Annotated in this window: 20 protein-coding genes and 1 pseudogene; 16 read left to right on the top strand and 5 right to left on the bottom strand. The window is 46.7% G+C overall.

All coding sequences use genetic code 11. The annotated features are described in order from the left end of the window. Positions 1-18: 18 nt before the first annotated feature. The gene (locus AC3ITG_RS31390; RefSeq protein ID WP_489252373.1) at positions 19-411 is read right to left on the bottom strand and encodes a winged helix-turn-helix transcriptional regulator; all 393 of its coding nucleotides are present in this window, start codon (positions 409-411) and stop codon (positions 19-21) included. 237 nt (positions 412-648) lie between these two features. Between AC3ITG_RS31390 and AC3ITG_RS31385 the strand changes: the two genes are divergently transcribed. Then, positions 649-1392 carry an SDR family oxidoreductase gene (locus AC3ITG_RS31385; protein WP_489252372.1) on the top strand — a complete coding sequence of 248 codons (744 nt, stop codon included), beginning with the start codon at positions 649-651 and terminating at the stop codon, positions 1390-1392. 293 nt (positions 1393-1685) lie between these two features. Continuing rightward, positions 1686-5714: an S-layer homology domain-containing protein gene (locus AC3ITG_RS31380; RefSeq protein WP_489252371.1), complete on the top strand. Its 4029-nt coding sequence runs from the start codon at positions 1686-1688 to the stop codon at positions 5712-5714. Between the two features lie 239 nt (positions 5715-5953). Here the strand turns inward: AC3ITG_RS31380 and AC3ITG_RS31375 are convergent, their stop codons facing one another. Continuing rightward, entirely contained in the window at positions 5954-6520 is a 567-nt protein-coding gene (locus AC3ITG_RS31375; RefSeq protein WP_489252370.1) for a GbsR/MarR family transcriptional regulator, read from the bottom strand. A gap of 200 nt (positions 6521-6720) precedes the next feature. Between AC3ITG_RS31375 and AC3ITG_RS31370 the strand changes: the two genes are divergently transcribed. The 7 genes from AC3ITG_RS31370 to AC3ITG_RS31340 all read left to right on the top strand — a co-directional run bounded on the left by AC3ITG_RS31370 (position 6721) and on the right by AC3ITG_RS31340 (position 13936). Next, complete coding sequence (locus AC3ITG_RS31370; RefSeq protein ID WP_489252369.1) at positions 6721-7596, top strand: carbohydrate ABC transporter permease; 876 nt, start codon at positions 6721-6723, stop codon at positions 7594-7596. Continuing rightward, positions 7596-8510, top strand: coding sequence for a carbohydrate ABC transporter permease (locus AC3ITG_RS31365; RefSeq protein ID WP_489252368.1), 915 nt, complete (start codon positions 7596-7598; stop codon positions 8508-8510). The genes AC3ITG_RS31370 and AC3ITG_RS31365 overlap by 1 nt, the downstream gene beginning before the upstream one ends. A 34-nt stretch (positions 8511-8544) precedes the next feature. Then, positions 8545-9924, top strand: a complete 1380-nt coding sequence (locus AC3ITG_RS31360; RefSeq protein WP_489252367.1) for an ABC transporter substrate-binding protein — start codon at positions 8545-8547, stop codon at positions 9922-9924. Positions 9925-10011: 87 nt separating this feature from the next. Further along, entirely contained in the window at positions 10012-10779 is a 768-nt protein-coding gene (locus tag AC3ITG_RS31355; protein WP_489252366.1) for an HAD family hydrolase, read from the top strand. After that, positions 10776-11111: a DMT family transporter gene (locus AC3ITG_RS31350; RefSeq protein ID WP_110000479.1), complete on the top strand. Its 336-nt coding sequence runs from the start codon at positions 10776-10778 to the stop codon at positions 11109-11111. The genes AC3ITG_RS31355 and AC3ITG_RS31350 overlap by 4 nt, the downstream gene beginning before the upstream one ends. Beyond that, positions 11111-12121, top strand: coding sequence for a metallophosphoesterase family protein (locus AC3ITG_RS31345; RefSeq protein ID WP_489252365.1), 1011 nt, complete (start codon positions 11111-11113; stop codon positions 12119-12121). Before AC3ITG_RS31350 ends, AC3ITG_RS31345 begins: the two co-directional genes overlap by 1 nt. A gap of 354 nt (positions 12122-12475) precedes the next feature. Continuing rightward, on the top strand, positions 12476-13936 hold the full coding sequence (locus AC3ITG_RS31340; RefSeq protein ID WP_489252364.1) for a carboxylesterase/lipase family protein: 1461 nt from the start codon (positions 12476-12478) through the stop codon (positions 13934-13936). A gap of 170 nt (positions 13937-14106) precedes the next feature. Here the strand turns inward: AC3ITG_RS31340 and AC3ITG_RS31335 are convergent, their stop codons facing one another. After that, positions 14107-15261 (bottom strand): VanZ family protein, encoded by a 1155-nt coding sequence (locus AC3ITG_RS31335; protein ID WP_489252363.1) that lies wholly within the window; start codon positions 15259-15261, stop codon positions 14107-14109. Positions 15262-15516: 255 nt separating this feature from the next. Here AC3ITG_RS31335 and AC3ITG_RS31330 point away from each other — a divergent pair, with 255 nt between their 5' ends. From AC3ITG_RS31330 to AC3ITG_RS31310, 5 genes are all read left to right on the top strand, one after another. After that, positions 15517-15858, top strand: a complete 342-nt coding sequence (locus AC3ITG_RS31330) for a zinc ribbon domain-containing protein YjdM (protein WP_076287691.1) — start codon at positions 15517-15519, stop codon at positions 15856-15858. Positions 15859-16043: 185 nt separating this feature from the next. Further along, complete coding sequence (locus AC3ITG_RS31325; RefSeq protein ID WP_413374010.1) at positions 16044-16319, top strand: type II toxin-antitoxin system Phd/YefM family antitoxin; 276 nt, start codon at positions 16044-16046, stop codon at positions 16317-16319. Next, entirely contained in the window at positions 16300-16626 is a 327-nt protein-coding gene (locus AC3ITG_RS31320; protein WP_489252362.1) for a type II toxin-antitoxin system RelE/ParE family toxin, read from the top strand. Before AC3ITG_RS31325 ends, AC3ITG_RS31320 begins: the two co-directional genes overlap by 20 nt. Before the next feature lie 432 nt (positions 16627-17058). After that, positions 17059-17871: a class I SAM-dependent methyltransferase gene (locus AC3ITG_RS31315; RefSeq protein WP_489252361.1), complete on the top strand. Its 813-nt coding sequence runs from the start codon at positions 17059-17061 to the stop codon at positions 17869-17871. Positions 17872-18045: 174 nt separating this feature from the next. Further along, positions 18046-19107: an LLM class flavin-dependent oxidoreductase gene (locus tag AC3ITG_RS31310; protein WP_413374013.1), complete on the top strand. Its 1062-nt coding sequence runs from the start codon at positions 18046-18048 to the stop codon at positions 19105-19107. Between the two features lie 106 nt (positions 19108-19213). On the opposite strand, the gene AC3ITG_RS31305 is transcribed toward AC3ITG_RS31310, so the two are convergent. Further along, positions 19214-19870 (bottom strand): TetR/AcrR family transcriptional regulator, encoded by a 657-nt coding sequence (locus AC3ITG_RS31305; RefSeq protein ID WP_489252360.1) that lies wholly within the window; start codon positions 19868-19870, stop codon positions 19214-19216. Between the two features lie 192 nt (positions 19871-20062). On the opposite strand from AC3ITG_RS31305, the gene AC3ITG_RS31300 reads away from it, so the two are divergent. Then, positions 20063-20878, top strand: coding sequence for an SDR family NAD(P)-dependent oxidoreductase (locus AC3ITG_RS31300; RefSeq protein ID WP_489252359.1), 816 nt, complete (start codon positions 20063-20065; stop codon positions 20876-20878). Between the two features lie 160 nt (positions 20879-21038). Here AC3ITG_RS31300 and AC3ITG_RS31295 read toward each other — a convergent pair. After that, positions 21039-21149: pseudogene (locus AC3ITG_RS31295) on the bottom strand (DUF4385 family protein); the annotation flags it as partial. A 116-nt stretch (positions 21150-21265) separates the two neighbouring features. Here AC3ITG_RS31295 and AC3ITG_RS31290 point away from each other — a divergent pair. After that, positions 21266-21733 carry a YfbM family protein gene (locus AC3ITG_RS31290; RefSeq protein ID WP_489252358.1) on the top strand — a complete coding sequence of 156 codons (468 nt, stop codon included), beginning with the start codon at positions 21266-21268 and terminating at the stop codon, positions 21731-21733. Positions 21734-21741 lie beyond the last annotated feature (8 nt).

Here is a 21741-nt window from a genome sequence, read left to right as displayed (position 1 = left end):
AGGGCTACCGTGTTGTTTTTATTCAGCTTTTGCCTCGTTATGGGGGTCCCCGGCTAATTTCTCCGCATTAATCCTCTGCTGACTTCCGTTCAAGTATTCCAGATGCGCCTTGCCCCAGCCGCACATGCCATCCAGCAGCGTACCAATCGTCTGCCCGTGTTCGGACAGGCTGTACTCGACCTTCGGCGGAACATCGCCATAGAGAGTGCGCACAATAATCTGATCCTGTTCCAGCTCGCGAAGCTGTTTCGTTAACGTGCCCTGTGCTACATCGGGAATCATGCGTCTTAGTTCACCAAATCGCTTCGTGCCTTCCTTCAATAAAATAAACAGGATGAGCGGTTTCCATTTTCCATTAATGGCTTCCAATGTAACCAGTACACCTTGTAACCGTGGCTCCTGTAAATCCATAGTATTCACCTCGATTTAAACAACTATATGTAACTCCATCATACCTGATTTTTTCGCTTTCCGCTTGTTATGTCTGTGTGAATTGGGCAAGGATAACCATATTATCGGGTTCCAATAGTACGAATTTTCGTACCTGGTACGATCCAATTGCGTACTGTTCAGCGATGTTGATTTCAATAATAATGAACAAAACGCTGGTACAACGAAAGTTCTGGCGATACGAGGGGAAGATGCAGAATGAGTCAATTTACATTGGAGAATAAACGTGTCGTGATTATAGGAGGAAGCTCTGGGATTGGGTTGGCAACGGCAATTCAGGCTGTTGAGGCAGGTGCACATGTGGTTATTGCAGGTAGATCGGAGACCAGGCTGGAGGAAGCGAGGGAACAGATTGTACATGTCGCAGGCAAAGCCAAGACTGGAGGGGTGTCCATCGAAGCTTATGTGTTGGACAATCAGGATGAACGGCAAATCGAGCAATTTTTCAATCAGGTTGGCGAATTCGATCATCTGTTCACCCCTGGAGCTGCATACACCCGTGGTCCGTTAACTTCAGATCGGGAGACGGCAGAAAGCTGCTTCAAGGGCAAGTTCTGGCCTCAGTATTTTGCTGCCAAATACGCAGCTCCGTATCTATCCGCTTCGGGTTCGATTACGTTAATGTCGGGCGGATTCAGCCAACGTCCGCTGGATGGCGGTGCTTCTTACGCTGCGTGTAATGGAGCAATTGAAAGTCTGGGCAAAGCACTTGCAGTGGAGCTCGCACCTGTTCGCGCGAATGTCGTTTCCCCCGGAACCATCTGGCGTGAGGGACAGGAGGGTACGCCTCGCGGCGAACATTTCAAAGACTATGAGAAGCTGTCTGTGCTCAAGCGTGTGGGCTACAATGAGGAGATTGCACATACGGTTACGTATCTCATGACGAATACATTTACGACAGGGAGCACATTGTTTGTAGATGGCGGATACACGATGATTTGATGCGTCTACCTGTGGGTTGTGGAAGGAGCGGTGAAAGAGTACAGAGAACGTGACAGATATCTTAAATTTTGTGAAATGTAGGACTCTATAATTACTCGCAGAAGTTAAAATGATGAATAATGACGAAAAATATTTGAGATCCGGCCTGTTTTTCACCTACAGGCCGGATTTTTTTCCGTTTATTGGAGCGGATGTTCAGAATCCGTTCAGAGTTGTGTACTACAGTAGACCTATATAGGTGGGCAATTAGACTTGTTGCCTTTAAAAAACTAGGACAGGGAGGACAACGTTTTATGTATTACAGAAAGCTTATAAGTTGTTTATTAGTTGCGGTTTTGATATTACAGGTAGTTAGTGTGGGAGGGGTTGCAAGTGCTGACACACTTACTCCGTTGGAGCAGCTTAATGAAATAAGGAATTCATATGAGGATATTGAAGAAGCAATTTCAAGTGTTCAAAGTATCCTGACAAGCGGCAGTTTAATCGATACCACCGATATAACCACTACTTATAACCTGCTGAATCAAGAGCAAAAGAATGAATTGGCGCGAGGGATGATCCTTTTGCTGCCACGTGAGATAGAGTATGAGAATCAAAGCCAGGTTGAGTCCGTATTTGCTCTGCTATATAACTTGGTAAAGCTGCCTAGAACAACGAATCCAGATACTGTACAGTTTATTTTGGACGAAACATTTGGTTTGTATAGTCATGCTGGTGGTTTTCTTCCTTCCGACCAAGCAGGACCCATGGTTGAGGCGAGTGCTACTTACAGCACGTTGAGAGGCGCCGATAAGGTGATGTATACAAATATCGTGATGTTTGAACCTGCTTTAGGAAAATATGAGACGCCAATCTATTATAATGGACAGATTAAATTAGTGATGGAATTGTTGTCCGAGTACCTTCCAATCAATGTTCCGAATAATATTTCGGACATGGAAGATACACTAGATAGCATGTTTGGGCACTATTTTATGACTATGATGTTCGGCATGGATCCGGATGTTACCGTTCAGCCTTTTCCAGTCAATTTAGATAAGATGTCTACCATAGAGAATAATGATCAGAAAAGGGCGGATCTTGCACAGTGGATGATTGAACACAGACCATTTGAAGGTTACGACGACGTGACACAGGTGCAAGCTGCATTTGATGCATTCTTCGCCCCCAGTGGTGATTCTTTGTTAAACCAATACAACGAACTCAAAAAGAATGCAGACCGGGGTAACAGCGAGGACTTTATCCAAGAAGCCATCTTGTTGCTGGGTAATGAGCAACTCATAGCCCAGCCTGATTTTAATTCTTTGCCTGTAGTAGATCAGGAGGCCGTTGCAAAATACTTATTAGATATTGACCCACCGACAAGTGATGGATACGAAAACAAGGGGCAAGTTGAGTTTTTGGTGCAGGTGGCTCTAAGAGCACTTGAAGTGACCCGCCAAATTGGGGGACAAGGCTCCATAACTGCACTTGATGAAATGTATGCGAAACAAGCAGAACGAGTAAATTATTTCGATAATCCGAGTGCAGAGGAAAAATTCTATCAACTCATTAATGCATATCTCACTTCTTCCGAGATTGATAAACGAACGACTGCTTATCTGTACGAACTTAGACTAAAAAAAACACCGACCATTTCTCGTGTTTTGAAATATACAGACACAGCTGTAGAAAAAACGCCATTAATTAATCGTGCAAACACGACTGAGGAAATGTTGAAATCGTTGGAGAAGTACCGTGACATTGAGAAGGAGAGTATCTCATACAACACTGCGAATCCTGAAAACCCGATGATGAGCTTTCCTCTAGATATCAGCAAAATGGATAACCTGACAACCGAAGAGCAGGAGCAATTGGCTAGCCATATGCTTAGTGAAAGACCAGTTAATGGATATGAAAGTTTTGAAGCCATTCAGACCGTTTTTAATCAATTTTTCCCTAACAATGAAAGTGATGCGTTGGCTGCCGTAAATGCTGCAAGAGTTAACAAAAATATAGATGCTATGCGTCTGGCTATGGAGAATCCTGATTTGGGTATTAATTTACCAAATGAGTACGGTTCCTTATCTAAGCAGGTCAAAGACTATGTGGCAGAGTTCTTGTACGATAATATCAAGAAAGATTATGAAAATAAGGAACAAGTTCAATATATGATCGAACTTGCTGTGCAGGCTCAGTTGATCTGGGAGCAAAGAGAACTAGGTGTACTTCAAGGTAAGCTGGATCTTTTTGCACAGAAACTGTCTGAAGGACGCAATTATTTTAATGACCCCGAGACAGATATGCTTCGTCAAGTTGGGTTGCATCATCTGGAACTAAGCAAGGTGAATAAGCCTATATTTGCTTTTAAGTATCTGCATTTGTTGGGAGTGGAACGAGTTTCGAAACAGGCCCAAGTAGAGATTGCTGATCCGCGCTTTGTCCTTGGACTCCTATCCATACCATTCGAACCTATCGAGAATGCCACGACTATAGACCAAATGAATCAATGGCTTGAGACAACCATGAATGAACAGTTTAACGGACACAATTTCTTTGACCAATACAAATTCAATCTTTCAGGTGCCCTTGATTTGTCCAAAAGAGCTGAACTCAGCCCGGAAGGCAAAAAAGAACTGGCCGAATGGGTGCTTAATGAACAAGACAGCTACGATGATGTTGGGAATCTACAATATGTAATCAACCGATTCTTTACGGCCCCTAATGTAACGGGAAATGATATCAACAACACCATAACTGGCTTGGATGACACAATGGAGATCTCTTTTAACGGAAAACTGAACTGGATTGATGTTGCCTCTATTCAGAAATTTGATTTTAGCGGTGACAAAACGGTATGGGTTCGTTACAAAGCGATTAGTGATGAACTGCCAGGGCGCGCGGTGAAGATTGTCTTCACGGCAAATGGAGATAGCAATAACGGAAATGGTTCAACACCTAACCCGGGTGGAAGCACAGGTGGAGGATCGTCAGTGACTACACCTGTAACGACTACGCCGACGACCAAGCAGGAACAAATTGTCGTGGACGTGAACGGAGCGAATGGCACCAACCTGACCAAAACACCAATCACACGTACAACCGAGGCCGACGGTACGATCAAGGACCTCGTGAAAATGTCTGAGGCGATTGCCAAGGAATCGGTGGAAAAAGCGAAGCAATTAAACATGAACACAGCACGCATTGTCATCCCTGACGCCAAGGATACTGTGTCTGAGACACGCATTGAACTGCCAAAAGTAGCGGTGAAACAGCTGAATGATGGTGGGCTTAACCTTGAGATTTCCACAGAGAACGTCATTATCTCGGTTCCAACGAAGTCAATTGCCGGATTTGACCAGGATTTGTACTTCCGTTTAGTTCCTTTGAAAAAGGAATCCGAGCGCAAGGAAGTAGAAGAACGTGCGAAGAAAGAGCAGTTGATCCAACAGATTGCTCCAAATACCAACGTAAAAGTACTGGCTCGTCCAGTTGAAATCGAAACGAATATGCAAAGCCATGAAGTAACACTGACATTGCCGCTGCGCGACAGTCTTCCAACTGACCCTGCTGCTCGCCAGCAAGCTTTGGATAACCTGGCTGTGTACATTGAACACAGTGACGGTACGAAAGAGTTGATTCAAGGCAAACTGGTGAATCTCAGCGATTCCAATGAAGGTATTGAATTTACAGTTAACAAATTCAGCACGTTCACGCTCGTTGTGGTGGATGGACTGAAAGCTTCCCAAGGCTCGCACAACCCGTATATCAACGGATTTGGTGCTGATTTCCGCCCGGATGCATTCGTAACCCGTGCACAAATGGCAGCGATGCTGGCTCGTAATTTGTCTGATGAAGCGGGAACCGCATCTGCGAACGTTGTAAACTACGACGATGTATCTGCAACTCATTGGGCAGCAAGCGATATTGAAAAAGCGCAATCCGCTGGCATCATGAACGGTATGAACGCTACTCAATTTGTGCCAGAGGGTTCAATTACCCGTGCACAAATGGCGATCATTGCGTACCGCTGGATACAGCAACAAAGCGCAGACGCATCAAGCAGCACAACACAAGCAACAGATGGTGCTGGATTTACAGATGTGTCCGCCGACCTTTGGGCTTCCGATGCGATTGCTTACGTACAATCGGCTGGCCTGATGACCGGATATAACGATGGTACATTTAAACCGGACAGTAAACTGACCCGCGCTGAAGCTGTGAAAGTACTAAATGTATTGTTCAAACGGACGCCGGCAACAGGCGTAACTACGCCATCTTTTACAGACGTACCTGCAACACACTGGGCTTATGCAGACATTGAGGCTGCGGCACAGAAATAAGATAACCATATCTATAACAACAAAGGGGAGCCCCAACCATGAAAACATGGCGGGCTCCCCTTTTAATTATTTAAAGCCAGAACAAGTCCTGCATCCATCGTTGCTCACTGAGCTGGCTTTTTTAGTTAAACGAACGGAGTGAATGCTATTCATAATAAAGCATATGATTCCTTAGCGAGCTGAACATAAGAATATAAGTTTAAAGTGAAAATCCCACTACAGCCCCCGCAAACGCTACGTTAATCACTTTCATGTGGGGCGTCTTTGTAAAAGACACCATCCCGAAGCTGGTCTACAAATCCCTGCAACCACTCATAATACTGCTCGGCATGCTGTAGTTTATGCAGATCCCGCAAAGCGTCTTCCCGTTCCTCCGGCGGAGTTGTTCTGGCGAGAATAATCTCCGATAACTGCGGAATGACCTCCCGGAGGCTTTCCTGCATCACATCGATTTCCCGTTGAAGCTTGGCCCCGAAGAAGTTCTGAAACGTACGGAAAAAGTTGGTTTCGGCCAGATACTGATCCTGACGTTCCCGCTTTTCCTCCAATTTATAGATCATCTGAGATTCGGTAAGCGAACGTACAGCATAACTCATATTACTTTTGCTCATGTTCATGGACGTTTTCATCTCTTCCAGCGTCATTGGACGATCCTCAAAATACATAATGCCATACAGTTGACCAAATGAATGATTGACTCCATACAGATCCATGGTATTGGCAATGGCGTCAATGACTTTCTCCCTCAGCTCGGGCCGATAGGACAACGACGAATGGTTCTCGTCCTCGGCAGCTTCTTTTCCCACAATCTCACCTCTAGTATATGGATGGGACTCCCTGTTTCCTTTTCATATTTTACATGACCTCGCGTTATTTTAACATAACCCGGAATTACATTTTTCAAATGTATTATACAATCATTTTTGTACAGAAGAGATTAAAGGGTGTTTGAAGGCATGATTTTTAGAGAAATTAAATAAAATTTGGACGATTAGGAGTGTGCAAATTGCGTGTGAAACTATGGAGGGAGACAGAAGCGGTTCTCTTCACCCTTCCTGCCCTTATCCCATTACTCATTTTCTGGCTGGGGCCTCTGGGATACATTGTATATCTGAGTTTTACGGATTGGGACTTCATGAGTCCTGACAAATTATTCGTCGGTTTGGATAACTACAGTTATCTGCTAACCAATTCTGAATTTTACCGTTCATTAAAAGTTACGCTGTTGTTCGGTCTTGGAAGTGTAGTGCCTACGATTGTGGGTGGATTGGCGCTGGCCATGCTCATGAACAGCAAGATTAAGTCCTCTGGTCTGTTCCGGACGCTGCTATTCTCCCCTTGGGTGACCCCGACTGTCGCAGTCTCCATTGCGTGGTCATGGATTTTCGAACCTGAAGTGGGGCTGGCCAACCTGTTGCTTGGCTGGGTCGGCATATCCCCGATCGGCTGGCTGAAAGATCAGAACTGGGCATTGGTAGCTGTTCTCATCGTTACGCTGTGGAAATCAATTGGCTGGTCCATGGTATTCTACCTGGTCGCATTGCGTAATCTGCCATCCGATTTGCTTGAAGCGGCATCGATTGATGGGGCAGGCAGTTGGGACAAGTTCCGAAGTATTACACTGCCGTTGATTTCACCCACCACGTTCTTCCTGTCCATCATCATGACGATCCAGTCGCTTCAGGCTTACGACCAGATCAACGTGATGACGCAAGGGGGACCGGCGGGATCAACAAGGACCTTGCTTTATATGTATTATCAATCTGCATTTGAGTCCTTCAATGTGGGCGAGGCTTCTTCCATCGCCGTCGTTATTATTCTGATCTGCGTTCTGCTGTCAGGAGTATCCTTCCTGCTCGGCCGACGCCTGGTGCATTACTGATGAACATGACTACTTTAACCAAACAAACAAGAAAAGATAATAGTCGTGAGGAAGTGCAGAAATGGAAGGTCTCTCGTACAGGAAAAGGATTTGCTATCGCAATCCGCTATCTGCTTCTTGCTCTGGTTAGTCTGACGATGGCATTTCCGTTCTACTGGATGGTCATTAGCGGTTTCAAGACGAATGACGAGATCTGGCAGTTCCCGCCAACTTTCTGGCCCGAAACGTTCCGCTGGAACAATTACGTGGATGCGTGGCAGTCTGCTCCATTTGCCCGTTACATTCTGAACAGTACAGGGGTAGCGGCAGCGATCTGTCTGATCCAGGTCATTAACTCCAGCATGATGGCCTACGCACTCACCCATATGCGTTTTCGTATAAAAGGGGTACTCACTGGATTGATTCTGGTGGGTTACATGATTCCGAGTACCGCCGTTTATCTTCCCAGTTATTTGGTGCTCAGTGAACTTAAATTACTGGATTCCTATACCGGACTGATTGTGTCCAACTGTGTCAGTGTGTTCTCCATCTTCCTGATCCGTCAGGCGTTCATGCAGGTATCCCACGAATTGGTGGAAGCCGGACAGTTGGATGGAGCGTCGCACTTCCGCATTCTGTGGACCATTATGACGCCGCTGGTTCGCTCGTCGTTTGCCGTGATGGTGTTGATTACGTTCATTGACCAGTACAACAACTATTTCTGGCCGATGCTCATTACCAAAGACCCGAATCTGCAACTGGTATCCGCAGGTCTGCGCAGCTTTTTCGTGGAGGGTGGAGCCTACGGTCTGGCATGGCCGCAGATCATGGCTGCCAGTGCCTTTACCATCGCACCGCTGCTTATCCTTTTCCTGTTTACCCAGAAAACGATTATGCAGAGTGTGAATATTACTGCCGGCGTTAACAAGAACTGATTTTCACAACATACTTTATATAGGAGGAATCAAAATGAAATTGGGTCAAGCGAGTATGAAATGGCGGAACAAATTAAAGCTCAGGTGGAGAGGGGGCATGTCGCTGGTACTGGCTGCGAGTTTTGCCATGATCACCGCATGTGGTTCCTCAGCCGATAGCGGCACAGGCACGGGTTCAGATGCAGCTGCTGCGAATGGGGCTGATTCTGCATCAAGTAGTCCGGTCGAGATTGAGTTCTGGTATGGTCTGGGTGGTAACCTGGGAGATAACATGAAGAAGACGATTGACGCCTTCAATGCATCCCAGAGCGAAGTTGTTGTGAAAGGGATTGTACAAGCAGATTACACGGAGACGGAACAAAAACTGCAGGCAGCCATTGCCTCGAAAAAAGTACCCGCCGCTGTACTAAGCTCCAATATCGACTGGGCGCGCAAAGGCTACTATGCATCCCTGGATGAGCTAATCGCTGCTGATCAGAGCTTTAACAAGGAAGATTACGTGCAGACCTTCCTGGAGCAGGGGAAAGTAGACGGCAAGCAATATTTCTTACCGATGTACGGAACAACTCAGATCATGTATTACCGTATGGATGCGCTGAAAGAGAATAATATCGATCCTGCCACTCTGACCACGTGGGAAGCACTTGCTGAAGCGGCAGCGAAGATGAGCAAGCAGGAGAATGGCAAGACAACCTTCTATGGCTGGGAGCCGATGTGGGGTAGCGATAACATGATCGACGCCGTGCTGGGTAAAGGCGGGAAGATTCTGAGTGATGACGGCAAGACCGTAACGATTGATTCACCGGAATGGGTAGAGACGTGGGAGCTGTTCCGCAAGTGGATTAATGAGGACAAGACCATGGGTATTCATTTTGGCGGCCAAGGCTGGGAGTACTGGTACAAAACCATTGATGATGTCATGAAAAATAAAGCAGCCGGATACACCGGTTCCAGCGGGGACCAGGGAGATCTCGATTTCAGCATCGTTGCAGCCGTGGAACAGCCAGGCTGGGAAGGTGTAGGCCAAGGCAAACCTGTAGCGAGTGCGATCATGGCAGGTATCCCGGCCGAAGCAAGTCCAGAACAGCAACAAGCAGCTTATAAATGGCTGACGTATTTCTCGGAAACAGCGAATACAGCAGCTTGGTCCATGAACACAGGTTACATTGCAGTTCGTCAATCTGCTCAAGAAGATCCTGCTTTCAAAACGTTCAGTGAAGAGAACCCGCAAATCAAGGTTCCACTGCAGCAGGCTTCCCATGCTTCGGCTCCGTTCCAGGACCCGACTGGAGGCAAAATCAATGATGCGCTGAAGGATGCAGCAGATCAGGTACAGATTAATAACATTCCAGCGGCACAAGCGCTGAAAGAAGCCAAAGAAAAGGCTCAAAAAGAATTGGATCGCGTGAAATAACAAGGGAAACAAGCTTAACTTGGAGGAGCGGTGCAGTCATGTGCCGCTTTTCTGACTTAGTAATTCAGCAGACAAGGAGCGTAACCAATGCCCGAATTAACGCTGGGGAGCCTTTCTACCCCAATTGAGGCTATTTTATTTGACAAGGATGGGACATTGCTTGATTTTACAACTATGTGGGGCTTCTGGACAGATCGTGTGATGGAGAACTTCCGAGAAGAGCTTGCTGCCCGTGGCCTTCAGTTCAATGCAGCAGAGATTCCTCATATATGGGGAACATTCCATGATGAGCAGGGACGAATGAACGGTTATGATGTGCGAGGACCCCTTGCCATGGGAACGATGGAGGAAGTCTACGCCGTATTAACTTGGCATGGCTATCGTGCAGGATTGAGCTGGGCGGAAGCGAAAATTATTGTGAGGGAATGTTTGCTACTGGCAGAATACGCGATGAATAAGGAACGCCCTGCTCAGCCCCTCCCAGGCGTCCTTGCATTTCTTGAACAGTGTCGCAACAAGGGGGTGAAAATGGGCGTCGTCACAGCGGATGAGACAGAAAATGCCCTAAGTCATTTGAAGTGGATGGGTATTGAATCCTTTTTCTCCGTAGTTGTAGGAACGGATCAGGTTGGACGGGGAAAGCCGTTTCCTGACATGTTGTTGCTGGCGTGTGAGCGTCTGGGTGTATCTACTGCAAGAGCTGTCGTGATCGGCGATACGGATGGTGATATGGAGATGGCTCGTGCTGCGGGAGCTGCCTGGAAGATTGCTGTCGGTGAACCTGCTCATATCAAGCTCGCGGATCTTACGGTTCGTTCGTTTGATGAATTGCTGGAAGTCGAGGTAAACCGATGACGAGTCATTCGTATACGGGATGGATACTGCTTGCCCTAGCGATTGGATTGGAGCTGAGCGGTACGATTCTGATGAGGGTCTCGGATGGTTTTACCCGCTTATGGCCTTCCATTCTTATGTTTGCCTGTTATGGAGCGAGCTTTACCCTGTTGAATTTTGCTGTGAAGTATATGCCGCTGGGTGTTGCTTATGCCATCTGGTCGGGCATAGGCATTACATTGATTGGGATCGTGGGACATTACTTTCTGGGAGAACGTCTGAAGGCGATGTCGATCGTCTGGATGGGCTTTATTCTGATTGGCATTATTGGACTGAAATGGAGTGATTCCTGATGGATAATGAAAATAAATACGAACAACCGATAATCAGCTTCCAGGTCATCACAGATACTCATGTGAGAGAGCAGGCTGATCATATCCATAACCGTCATCTGGAGAAAGCGCTGGAAGACATCGCAACGTATGGCCATGGCAGCAGCGGAATTATGCATGTGGGCGATGTTACCGATCGTGGAATGCCGCAAGAATACCAGGAGTTGCAGCGTATATTGGAGGCTCACGGCGATTCACTGCCTCAAATACGTTACACCGTAGGCAATCATGATATTGGAGCCATTCTATGGGGAGATCCGCCGTTGAATTTGACCACAATGACCCAGCATGAGGTGGGTAAGGTGCTGGGGCATTCAGGGGATATGGGCCAAATAGAGGCTCATGATATTGAGAAACCGCAGCAATCTATTTCAATTGAGGAGTTATGGCAGAAGCGGTTGAACGATTTTACGGCAATCACAGGTATGAACGGATCGTACCACGACCACTGGATCGACGGATATCATTATATCTTCCTGGGTACGGAGCAGCCTCATCCGAAAGATTGTGATATGTCTGTCGAACAGATGCAATGGCTGGAAACCAAACTGTCGGAACAAGCGTTGCCTGAGCAGCCGATTTTTGTCTTCCTCCATCAACCACTAATGGATACAGTCGCCGGTTCCATGAAGGAACAGGGTTGGTATGGCGTGAATCAGGACGCAGCATTAAAGGCTGTTCTAAGTCGTTATCCGCAGGTCATCCTCTTCTCTGGGCACACCCATTGGCAAATAGAGGCCCAGCGCACCATGTACGAAGGTGGCGGGCAGATGGCAACGATGTTTAATGCTTCCTCTGTAGCTTATCTCTGGACGGATGAGGAGGAGCATCTTGAGGGAAGTGAGAGTTTGCATGTGGATGTATACCGTGATCGGGTTGTCGTTAAGGGGCGTGATCATGTTACGGGGAGCTGGATTGAAGGCGCGGAATATACAATTCATTATCCGGTAAAAGTAAATGGGGGTAATTGACCCATACATCGGGTAAGTTGATGAAATATGCAGGGCAGCAATAGAAGACTTCGCTCGTTAGTTGTAGCGGAGTCTTTATTATTTCTGTAAAAGTTCCACGTGAAACGTAGTTTTGGCGGTTGAATCTGGACAAACTTGTAAATGGGTCTCACGGAGATCTATACTCAAATAAGTGGAAACGCGCCTGCCAGTACGTACGAAAGGGCGTTGAAGCAATACAAGATTATTCTTCGTGTACGTTATTTATTTAATAAACCTTGAGACAGAATTTCGTCAGCCCAAAGTTACACCCGGATCTGAGCAACACCAGTCGTAAGCTGGAACTATCGATCAGTAGAGAGGATGTATATGCGCATGAGGGAACTTCAAGTGAACACAAGATATGGCACGGTTCAAGGAGAGCTTCTGCATGGAGCGATTGTATGGAAAGGCATTCCTTATGCTAAACCACCCGTAGGTGAATTACGCTTTCAGGCTCCGGTTCCACCCGAGATTTGGGACGGAGTCAGAGATGCGAAGCAATTCGGCCCTGAAAATATACAGCCAAGAAATCCTCAAACCGAGGCCATATCCGGACAGCCTCCAGTGGAATCGGAAGATAGTCTTTACCTGAATATCTGGGCACCTGAAAAAGAAAGCCATGATCCACTTCCCGTGATGGTATGGATTCATGGCGGATCATTCGTTTCAGGCGCTGGCAGCCAGCCGATGTACGATGGAACACAACTCGTCCTCCGGGGAGACGTTATCGTCGTGACAATCAACTACCGCCTGGGGCCGCTAGGGTTTCTGCATCTGGCTCCGCTTGGAGAAGGTTTTGCATCCAATGTGGGTTTACTGGATCAGATTGCTGCGCTGCAATGGGTACAGGACAACATTGAAGCTTTTGGCGGTGATTCGCATAACGTCACTGTATTCGGAGAATCCGCGGGCAGCATGAGTATTGCCGCTTTGATGGCGATGCCAGCAGCCAAAGGATTGTTCCATCGCGCCATTATGCAAAGTGGAGCTTCACAAGTCGTGCCAGCAGAGCAGGCTTCTGCCATTCGTGAGGGCATGCTGAAGGTACTGGGTGTAACACCAGATGACCTGCATAAACTCAAAACCATTCCAGTGGAGCAAATCATCGCTGCTGGCGAGACGGTCAAACAACAAAGTGGTGTAGGTATGGCCCTGTTGTTCCAGCCCGTACTGGATGGAGTTACAATTCCGAAGGCGCCTCTCCAGGCGGTAGAAGAAGGCGCGGCACAGGATATCCCTGTACTGATCGGAACCACTTTGCATGAAGGATCGTTGTTCATTCAGCCTCAGGTACCTTACTCCGAAGAAATCAACATGGTGAAGGCTGTTGATTTCATGACACCTGATCTGGAGAATCGGGCAGCGATTGCGGACAGTTATCCGAAGACTGCAGATGGTCAAGCCCAAGTGATGACAGATCTTTTCTTCTGGCGCTCGGCTGTGCAATATGCGGCTGCTCAGCAGAAGCATGCACCTGTATGGATGTATCGATTTGATTGGGTGATGCCGGAGCATCCACTGCTGCAAAAATCAATCCATAGCATCGATATCTTCTTTGCTTTTAATACGTTACCTGTATTGAAGTTTATGAATGCCGAACCGGATGCTGCCGCGGTAAAACTTGCGGGTAAAGTGCAGGATGCATGGATTTCGTTTGCCAAGCAGGGCAAGCCTGAGACAGCGGGAGTAAATTGGCCTGCCTACGAAGATGATCGTGCTACGCTGATTTTCAATCATGAATTGGAGTTGGTCCATGATCCGGAAGCTTCCAAACGTGAGCTGCTGGGGCTATAGTTCGACAACCTCTGAACTTCATCTCAACATAGCTAAAAGGTGTGCCTCGTCATTAGTTGACGAGGCACACCTTTTTTTACGATGGATCAAACTTGCCGACTGTAATGGCAAACGCTACGGTACTATTTTTCACCTGAACCTATGTGCTGTGAGTGGAATGAGTCCAGCATTTACTTTCGGGATGCTCTTGTCTTGGACACATCATCACAGTAAAAAGCTCGCTTGCCTCGGGAGAACAGCACCAGCATGACATGAATGAACAACACCAAGAAAATAAGCATATGCAGACCAAAAATTCCGACAGAGATCCACACCTTATAAGGTTCGAGCATCGCATTTTCGTTCAGAAAGGCATAATCGGTTATGAATTGAGCTATGGTGACCAAGATCCAAGGGGCATAAAGTGCCAGCAACCTTTTGAACAGTGATGCGCTTGAAGGGTCGCCAGTTTCCCGGTTAACATATCTGAACCGCATTATGGCGGACCCTGGAGTCTTACCATCTCGTAATGATGGAATAAAGAAAAATACAAACAGCATGGCGATCACCGTATTTAGCGTACTGACGATCACATTTGTATTACTCCAATTGAAAATGGACATCAGATTGGAAAGGAATACAACAACTACACCGTCAATGATAAGCGCGAGCAATTGAGGCACAGGATAGACCTTGTTTTGTTCCAGAATCTGCTCGCTCTTCGCCTGAATACTTGCACGAGACGGGAATAAGGCAAGCAAGATGGGAGCTGCGAAAAATCCAAGTACCGTTCCTGATGTATTCAGCAGGAGATCATCCACGTCAAATAACCGATAAGGGCAATCATAATAACCGTAGAAGCCGGTGATCTGGGTAATCTCAAAGAAGAGGGACAAGCCGAATCCGCTTAACAAAGCCTGTTTCCAGTACGATCTCTTTTGCCGAAAATAACGGATATACACGCCAAGTGGCATGAGAAGCATTACGTTGAACAGAACTTGCAGAAAAGCTCTGCCCTGAATCATTCCGATATAGCTGGCGGGTTGAGACCAGACGAGTGGTGTTTCTTTCATAATATCTTTTACAAAGGTGAACGGAACAAGGTTGTAATATACGGTATCCGCTGCTTGCTGTGCACATGTATTACGAGTGGTCGGGAAAGGAAGAATAACCAGACAATACGCAGCCAGTAGGTAGAAAATAAATGAAAAGCTGACGCCAAATCTTGACCAGCTGAAAAATCCATCTTTCCGATATCCGTAGATCAACCAAGGAACCAGCAGGAACATGGCGATAAGGACAAAAATAAAAAAAGCCGTTTGAACAGGAAAAACATAGGGTGACATGAGCAGAAACTCCTTTTATAGGATATATATCAGCATTTCGTGTAAGACACGACTTTTAAGAATAGTATTTCGTTGTGATGCTCCACCATTTTTCTTCTATAGCTTCAGTATAAGGAACCTTCCTTAAATCAGGGGGCGGGGCAATCTTAAATTTAGTTTAAAATCAATTAACCACCGTGGCCTAATGTGGAACAATGGACTGCATTCCCGTATACTTGCGAGGAAGCCACAAAATGAATGGAGAGTTTAATACATATGTCTAATTTGCCTAATTGCCCCAAATGTAATTCCGAATACACTTACGAGGACGGGAATTTGTTGGTGTGTCCAGAGTGTGCGCACGAATGGGCGCTAGCGTCAGAAGAAGAGAATGCGGAAGAAACTAAAGTAGTACGCGATTCCAACGGTAATGTCCTGAATGATGGCGATACTGTTACGGTCATTAAGGATTTGAAGGTGAAAGGCAGCTCACTGGTAGTTAAGCAGGGCACCAAAGTCAAAAACATTCGACTGATTGACGGTGATCATGACATCGACTGCAAAATCGACAGCCTAGGCGCGATGAAGCTGAAGTCCGAGTTTGTGAAAAAAATCTAGCAAATCCCCTTAGGCAACACTGGATTGCCATGTTATTGGCCTTGTCTTAAACCATAAAGAACGTTCATTTCTGCAACGCTGTGGAAGTGAAGGTTCTTTTTTGTTGTGTGGAGAAAGAAGCAAGATGAATAAAGTAGTATTATAATGTTATAATTAAGTGATTATAATGATATCGGAGGGAAGTTATGCAGATCAAACCATCAACTACAATACGCAAGGACTATAACGGGTTCTCTAAATATTGTCATGAGCTGGATGAGCCCGTGATACTTACCCGCAATGGAGAAGCTGATTTAGTCGTGATGAGCCATGAAGCGTACCGGAGAATGGAAGCCAGAAACGCCTTGCAATCCAAACTACTCGTCGCTGAGAAACAGGTGGCTGAAGGTGAAGAGTTGCCCAGTCACGAGCAAGTGATGACACGATTACGGAGAAAATTGGATGCTTCCAAAACAGAGTAGCATCCGATATACTCCTGCTGCTGTTGATGATCTGGACGAAATTTTCTCTTATATATCTATGGATAACGTAGAACAGGCAGAAAAGATGCTTGATAAACTGGATGGAAAAATAAGGGATATTGCCGATTTTCCCAATATAGGTTCTGTTTTGTCAGAGGATGATTATAACCTGATCCAGCGAGGATACCGGTTTATCGTCGTTTCTCCCTATCTGGTTTTTTACCGCATTGTTGGAGAGGGTATTATCATTTATCGCATCTTGCATGGGCGGAGAGATTACCTCCGGGATTTATTTGAAATGAATTGACAGGAAATATTTAGAAGTACTATACTGGTTAAAATTTAACAGTCAAATGCAATGATCAGGAGTAGTAAGGTTCAAGGTTTGGTCCAGAGAACTGTCGCTATGGTGCAAGGCAGTCCAACCTTTCCCCAACTCACCTGTGAGCAGCAGGATCGAATCGTAGTTACGTAAGTATCGTCAATGTTCAGCGCACGAAAGGGCTGGATACTGAAAATGATGCTATACGCTGACTTCATGTAGATCCTGACGGTTAACCTCCGTCATCAGGTCCTGAGATGCTATGGCAGCATAGGTTGGAGCATGTTGTTTCCAATCCTGTTCATGGATCAAGAAGAGTGGTACCGCGAAGGTCAGACCTGTCGCCTCTTAGTTGAGGTGGCAGGTTTTTTGTTTTTTTATATGGCCCTAATGTTGAGAAAAGGCAGGTGCAGAATCATGGAAAGATCACGTGTGATTGAGTATTATTCCAGATTTGACGAGTGGGGAAGGTTGGATTGGGAACCGCTGGAGTTCATCATTAACATGCATTATATCCGAGAGTCACTTCCGGCAACCGGACTTGTGCTGGACAATGGCGCCGGACCAGGCAAATATGCGATGGAGCTTGCCAGGCTCGGATACCATGTCACGCTGTCAGACCTGACCCCTGCATCTGTGGATATGGCTCAGCAGAAGGCAAAGGAATTGGATCTGACACAGCAGTTTGACGGATTTCATGTATTGGATGCGACCCATCTTAACGGTATTGCAGATGAGACGTATGATGCATCTCTGATGCTGGGACCGTTATATCATTTGCAGACGGAAGAAGAGCGAGTGGCTGCGGTACGGGAGCTGCACCGGGTCACAAAGCGTGGGGGAACCGTGTTTGTAGCGATGCAGAGCCGCATGCGAATGGGCATTACCTCTTTGCAATTCCCGCAGCAATGGAAGCCACATGACCACATGGAAGCTATCCGATCTTTTGTGGAAAAGGGGACATTCGATCATCTGGATCAGGGACGGTTTACGGGAGCGTACTATTTCAACATTCAGGATATTAACCCGTTTATGGAGCAGTACGGATTTGAAACGGTAAACCTGATTGGATCGTCCAGTCTGAGAGCTATGCTCACAGAAGAGCAGCAGCAATATTGGAAGGAACGCGGAGAATACGATGAGTTGATCCAGTACATGATTGAGGCGGCCAAAGACCCGTCGATATTGGGAATCTCGTCTCACCTGTTGTACATTGGGAAAAAGAAATAATCATGAAATCATTGGATTCTGAGAAGAATATGTCACGAAATTGCCCTCTGGAAAACAGGGGGCACTTGTATTTTTCCTCAAAATAGTTCAATATTAAGATAAATAACAAAAGGTGATCTACTTACAATAGGTTAGATGAACGACGGATCGCTTCATAACAGGGAGGAATAGACAATGGAAATCGGAATCAGTACATTTGTGGAGACGAACCCAGATGTAAACACAGGAGAACTTATAAGTCATGCGCAGCGTATTCGCGACGTCGTTGAAGAGATTGTTTTGGCAGATCAGGTCGGGCTGGATGTATACGGCGTGGGAGAACATCACCGTGCCGACTATGCCGCTTCATCACCAGCTATAATTCTGGCCGCCGCAGCTTCACAGACCAAACGCATTCGCCTAACTAGCGCTGTAACGGTGCTATCATCGGCTGACCCGGTACGGGTATTTCAGGATTTTGCAACGCTGGACGGCATTTCGAATGGGCGTGCGGAGATTATGGCAGGGCGGGGATCATTCATCGAATCATTCCCATTGTTCGGTTATGATCTGAATGACTATGATGAGTTGTTTGACGAGAAATTGGAGCTGCTCTTAAAGCTGCGTGATTCGGAAAAAGTAACTTGGGAAGGCAAACACCGCCCTTCCTTTAACAATCTGGGCATCTACCCACGTCCGGTACAAGAGAAGCTGCCTGTATGGATCGGTAGTGGCGGTAACCAGGAATCGGTTGTCCGCGCAGGTTTACTTGGATTACCGCTTGTACTCGCCATTATTGGTGGTCGCCCCGTTCAATTCGCACCACTGGTGGAGTTGTACAAAAAAGCAGCCGCACATGCAGGTCACGATGCTTCCAAACTGACTGTGGCTTCCCACTCCCATGGGTTCATTGCGGATACAACAGATGAAGCGGTAGAGAAATTCTTCCCGCCCGCACAAGCAGTCATGAACATACTGGGCCGTGAACGCGGCTGGGGACACTACAGCCGTGCAACCTTTGACGCGGCACGCAGTCTGGAAGGCGCATTGTATGTGGGTGATGTGGATACCGTGGCTCAAAAGATTATCTATCTGCGCAAAGAAGTTGGTATCACACGCTTCATGTTACACACTCCCCTCGGCACGATGCCGCATAAAGAAGTGATGAGAGCTATTGAACTGCTCGGGAAAGAGGTGGCTCCCAAAGTTCGTGCTGAAATCTCGCGTTGGGAAGCTGAGAACGAAACCGCGCGTTAATTGGTAATGGTAATCCCTTATATATAATTATAAAAAGGAGCAGGTCCTTCATCCGAGCGATGAAGTGCCTGCTCCTTTTTTCGTTTCTTTATCAATTTATGGCTTATCAATTCGCGGATACCCCAACAAGGGAAAGAATGACCATGGACAACGTATGATCATATAGCCGTTTGGCGGCTTCCTCACTCTCAATATGGCCTCCCAGGTACAGGTGGATGACACCATGCAGAGGGGCCCAGATCATACGGACTGCAAGCAGGAGATCGTTCTCCTTAAGCATTCCCTGCTCAATTGAGGCCGCAACCAGGGACGTAATTTGTTTGAGGGCAGTTGCTGTTCCTTGCAGACTCTCTGCATCTGGTTTGAATTCTACAAATGAACCGCCAAACATCAGCTGATAGAAGCTGGATTGTGTAATCCCGAAATCCCAGTAGGCATAAGCAAGGTCACGAAAATATGTCTCGAATGATGCTTGCTGAGGCACGGATTCAAACGATTGGGATAGGAGGGTGCACCCCTCCATGTATAGATATTTAGCTAACCCTTCTTTCTTGCCGAAGAGGTTATATATGATTTTGGTGGAGCACTCCATTCGTTCTGCCACACGCCGAACCGTGACGGCTTCGGGACCGTGCTCTTGCAGCAAGGATGCGGCGGCATGCACAATATTTTGGCGCAGGTTTTCGGAGTGCTGGAGTCTGGCTTCCTGAAAGGTAGTGACCGTGTGAGCGGATTCTTTGGAACCCGAATTGTGATCTTTCATCTATCTCATCCTCATACATCCATATTGTTGTTTAACGGAAACCGTGTTTCTTATCGTCATTCTACTGTTTTACGCTGGAAATCGTCAAATGATCAAAAGAAGTTGACAGTAAGAAGACAAGAGAGTACGATGATTTCATTAGGAAACAGTGTTTCCAATAAAAAACGAGTGTTCGAAAAGGGTGGATGAGATATGAAGCAGGTTCAGAATCAATGGGTACTCATTACGGGGGCTTCTTCAGGAATTGGACAGACTTTTGCATTGGAAATGGCGTCAAAAGGCAAACATCTGGTCTTGGTGGCCCGAACGGAGTCCAAATTGCGTCAATTGGCAGAACGGATTGAGCGAACCTATCAAGTGAAGACGGAAGTGATTGTAGCGGATCTATCCCAAGCGGATGCATCACAACACGTTTATGAGGAATGTATGAATCGGGGCATACAGGTTAATGTATTAATCAACAATGCGGGATTTGCCACGCATGGAATGTTTGAGAAGGTGGATGGTGCACGGCAGCAGGAAGAGATTATGCTGAATGTACTCGCAGTCATGAACATGACCCATCTTTTCCTGCCAGGCATGCTGCAAAAACGGAACGGTGCCGTCATCAATGTCTCTTCAACGGCTGCTTTTCAACCTGATCCATACATGGCTGTATATGGGGCTACGAAATCTTTCGTCCTTTCTTTTACAGAGGCATTGTATGAAGAGAACCGGAAGCGAGGCGTTCAGTTTTTGGCTCTATGCCCTGGCTCAACTGATACCTCATTCTTTGACGTAGTAGGAGCCGAAGAGGCCTCGGTAGGCAAACGGGATACGCCCGAGCATGTTGTGGAAGTAGCGATGAAGGCGTTGGAGTCAGGCAAGCCGTATGCTGTTCCAGGTGCCTCCAATTATTGGACGGCCCAGTTCGCCCGCCTTATGCCGCGCAGACAAATGCTGCGCATCGTAGGGGGCATGCTTCGGCCCCGTTCGAAGAGTGGTAAACCGCAAAAAGCACAGGCTTAACCGTAAAAAACCCAAATACGCTGCTAGCGGGAATACCCACTGGCAGCGTCTATATCTGAACAATCTTCAGTACTCCATAGGTCACGCTGCATCCAGCAGCGCCTAATGCAATCAACTGCTATTGCGTCCACCTTTATGATTCCTATACCGTCGGGCCCGCGTATAACCCAACCATTAATACTCCTTGCTCTCCCCGGCCAACGGTATAGAGTTCAGGCTGCTTGCGCAGATCAAGCTCATCGTAATTGAGGCTGTAATCAAACTTTTTCATGGATTCCTCTCCTTCTTGGAGAATATTGTCCCTTTCCACCTCTTTACCCCGATTCTTGTACAACATGCACGGTTAATGGGAAAGAAGAGAAGTACATACATAGGAGGGATAAGGGTATGGGCATGTCCGGCAGATATCTTGTTGTTACCAAGGAATTGATTGAATCCATTAAGTCAGGTGAAGTCAGTGTACATGATTGTTCGGTTGAGCTGGATATCGATAAAATGTGGCAGATGCTTCAGTTTACGTTGACTGGTGAAGTGGTAGAGGGGCAGCCTCCTCTGGGATATGTGGTCCCTTTGGCAGGCGAACAATATCTGGGGAACTATTCAGACATGGATCTGTTCCTGCTGAACAATGAACAGGTGCTTGAGGCGTACATGGCGTTAGAACAACTGATACCTGAAGAATTGAAGAAACGGTTTAGCTTGGAACAAATGGTGGCTGAGGGCGTGTATCCTGTCATGGAAGATTGGGACGCAGAGGAGACATTCCAGGAGATCGTTCAAACACTGAATGATGTTCAGGCTTTATATCAGGCAACTGCTGCGAGCGGGAACGGGATTGTCTTTTATATTTTCTAAGTTCCCAC

It is taken from the genome of Paenibacillus sp. GL_099_B (assembly GCF_057835695.1).
The sequence above is the reverse complement of the archived record's forward strand: the minus strand, read 5'-3'. Positions and strand labels throughout refer to the sequence as shown.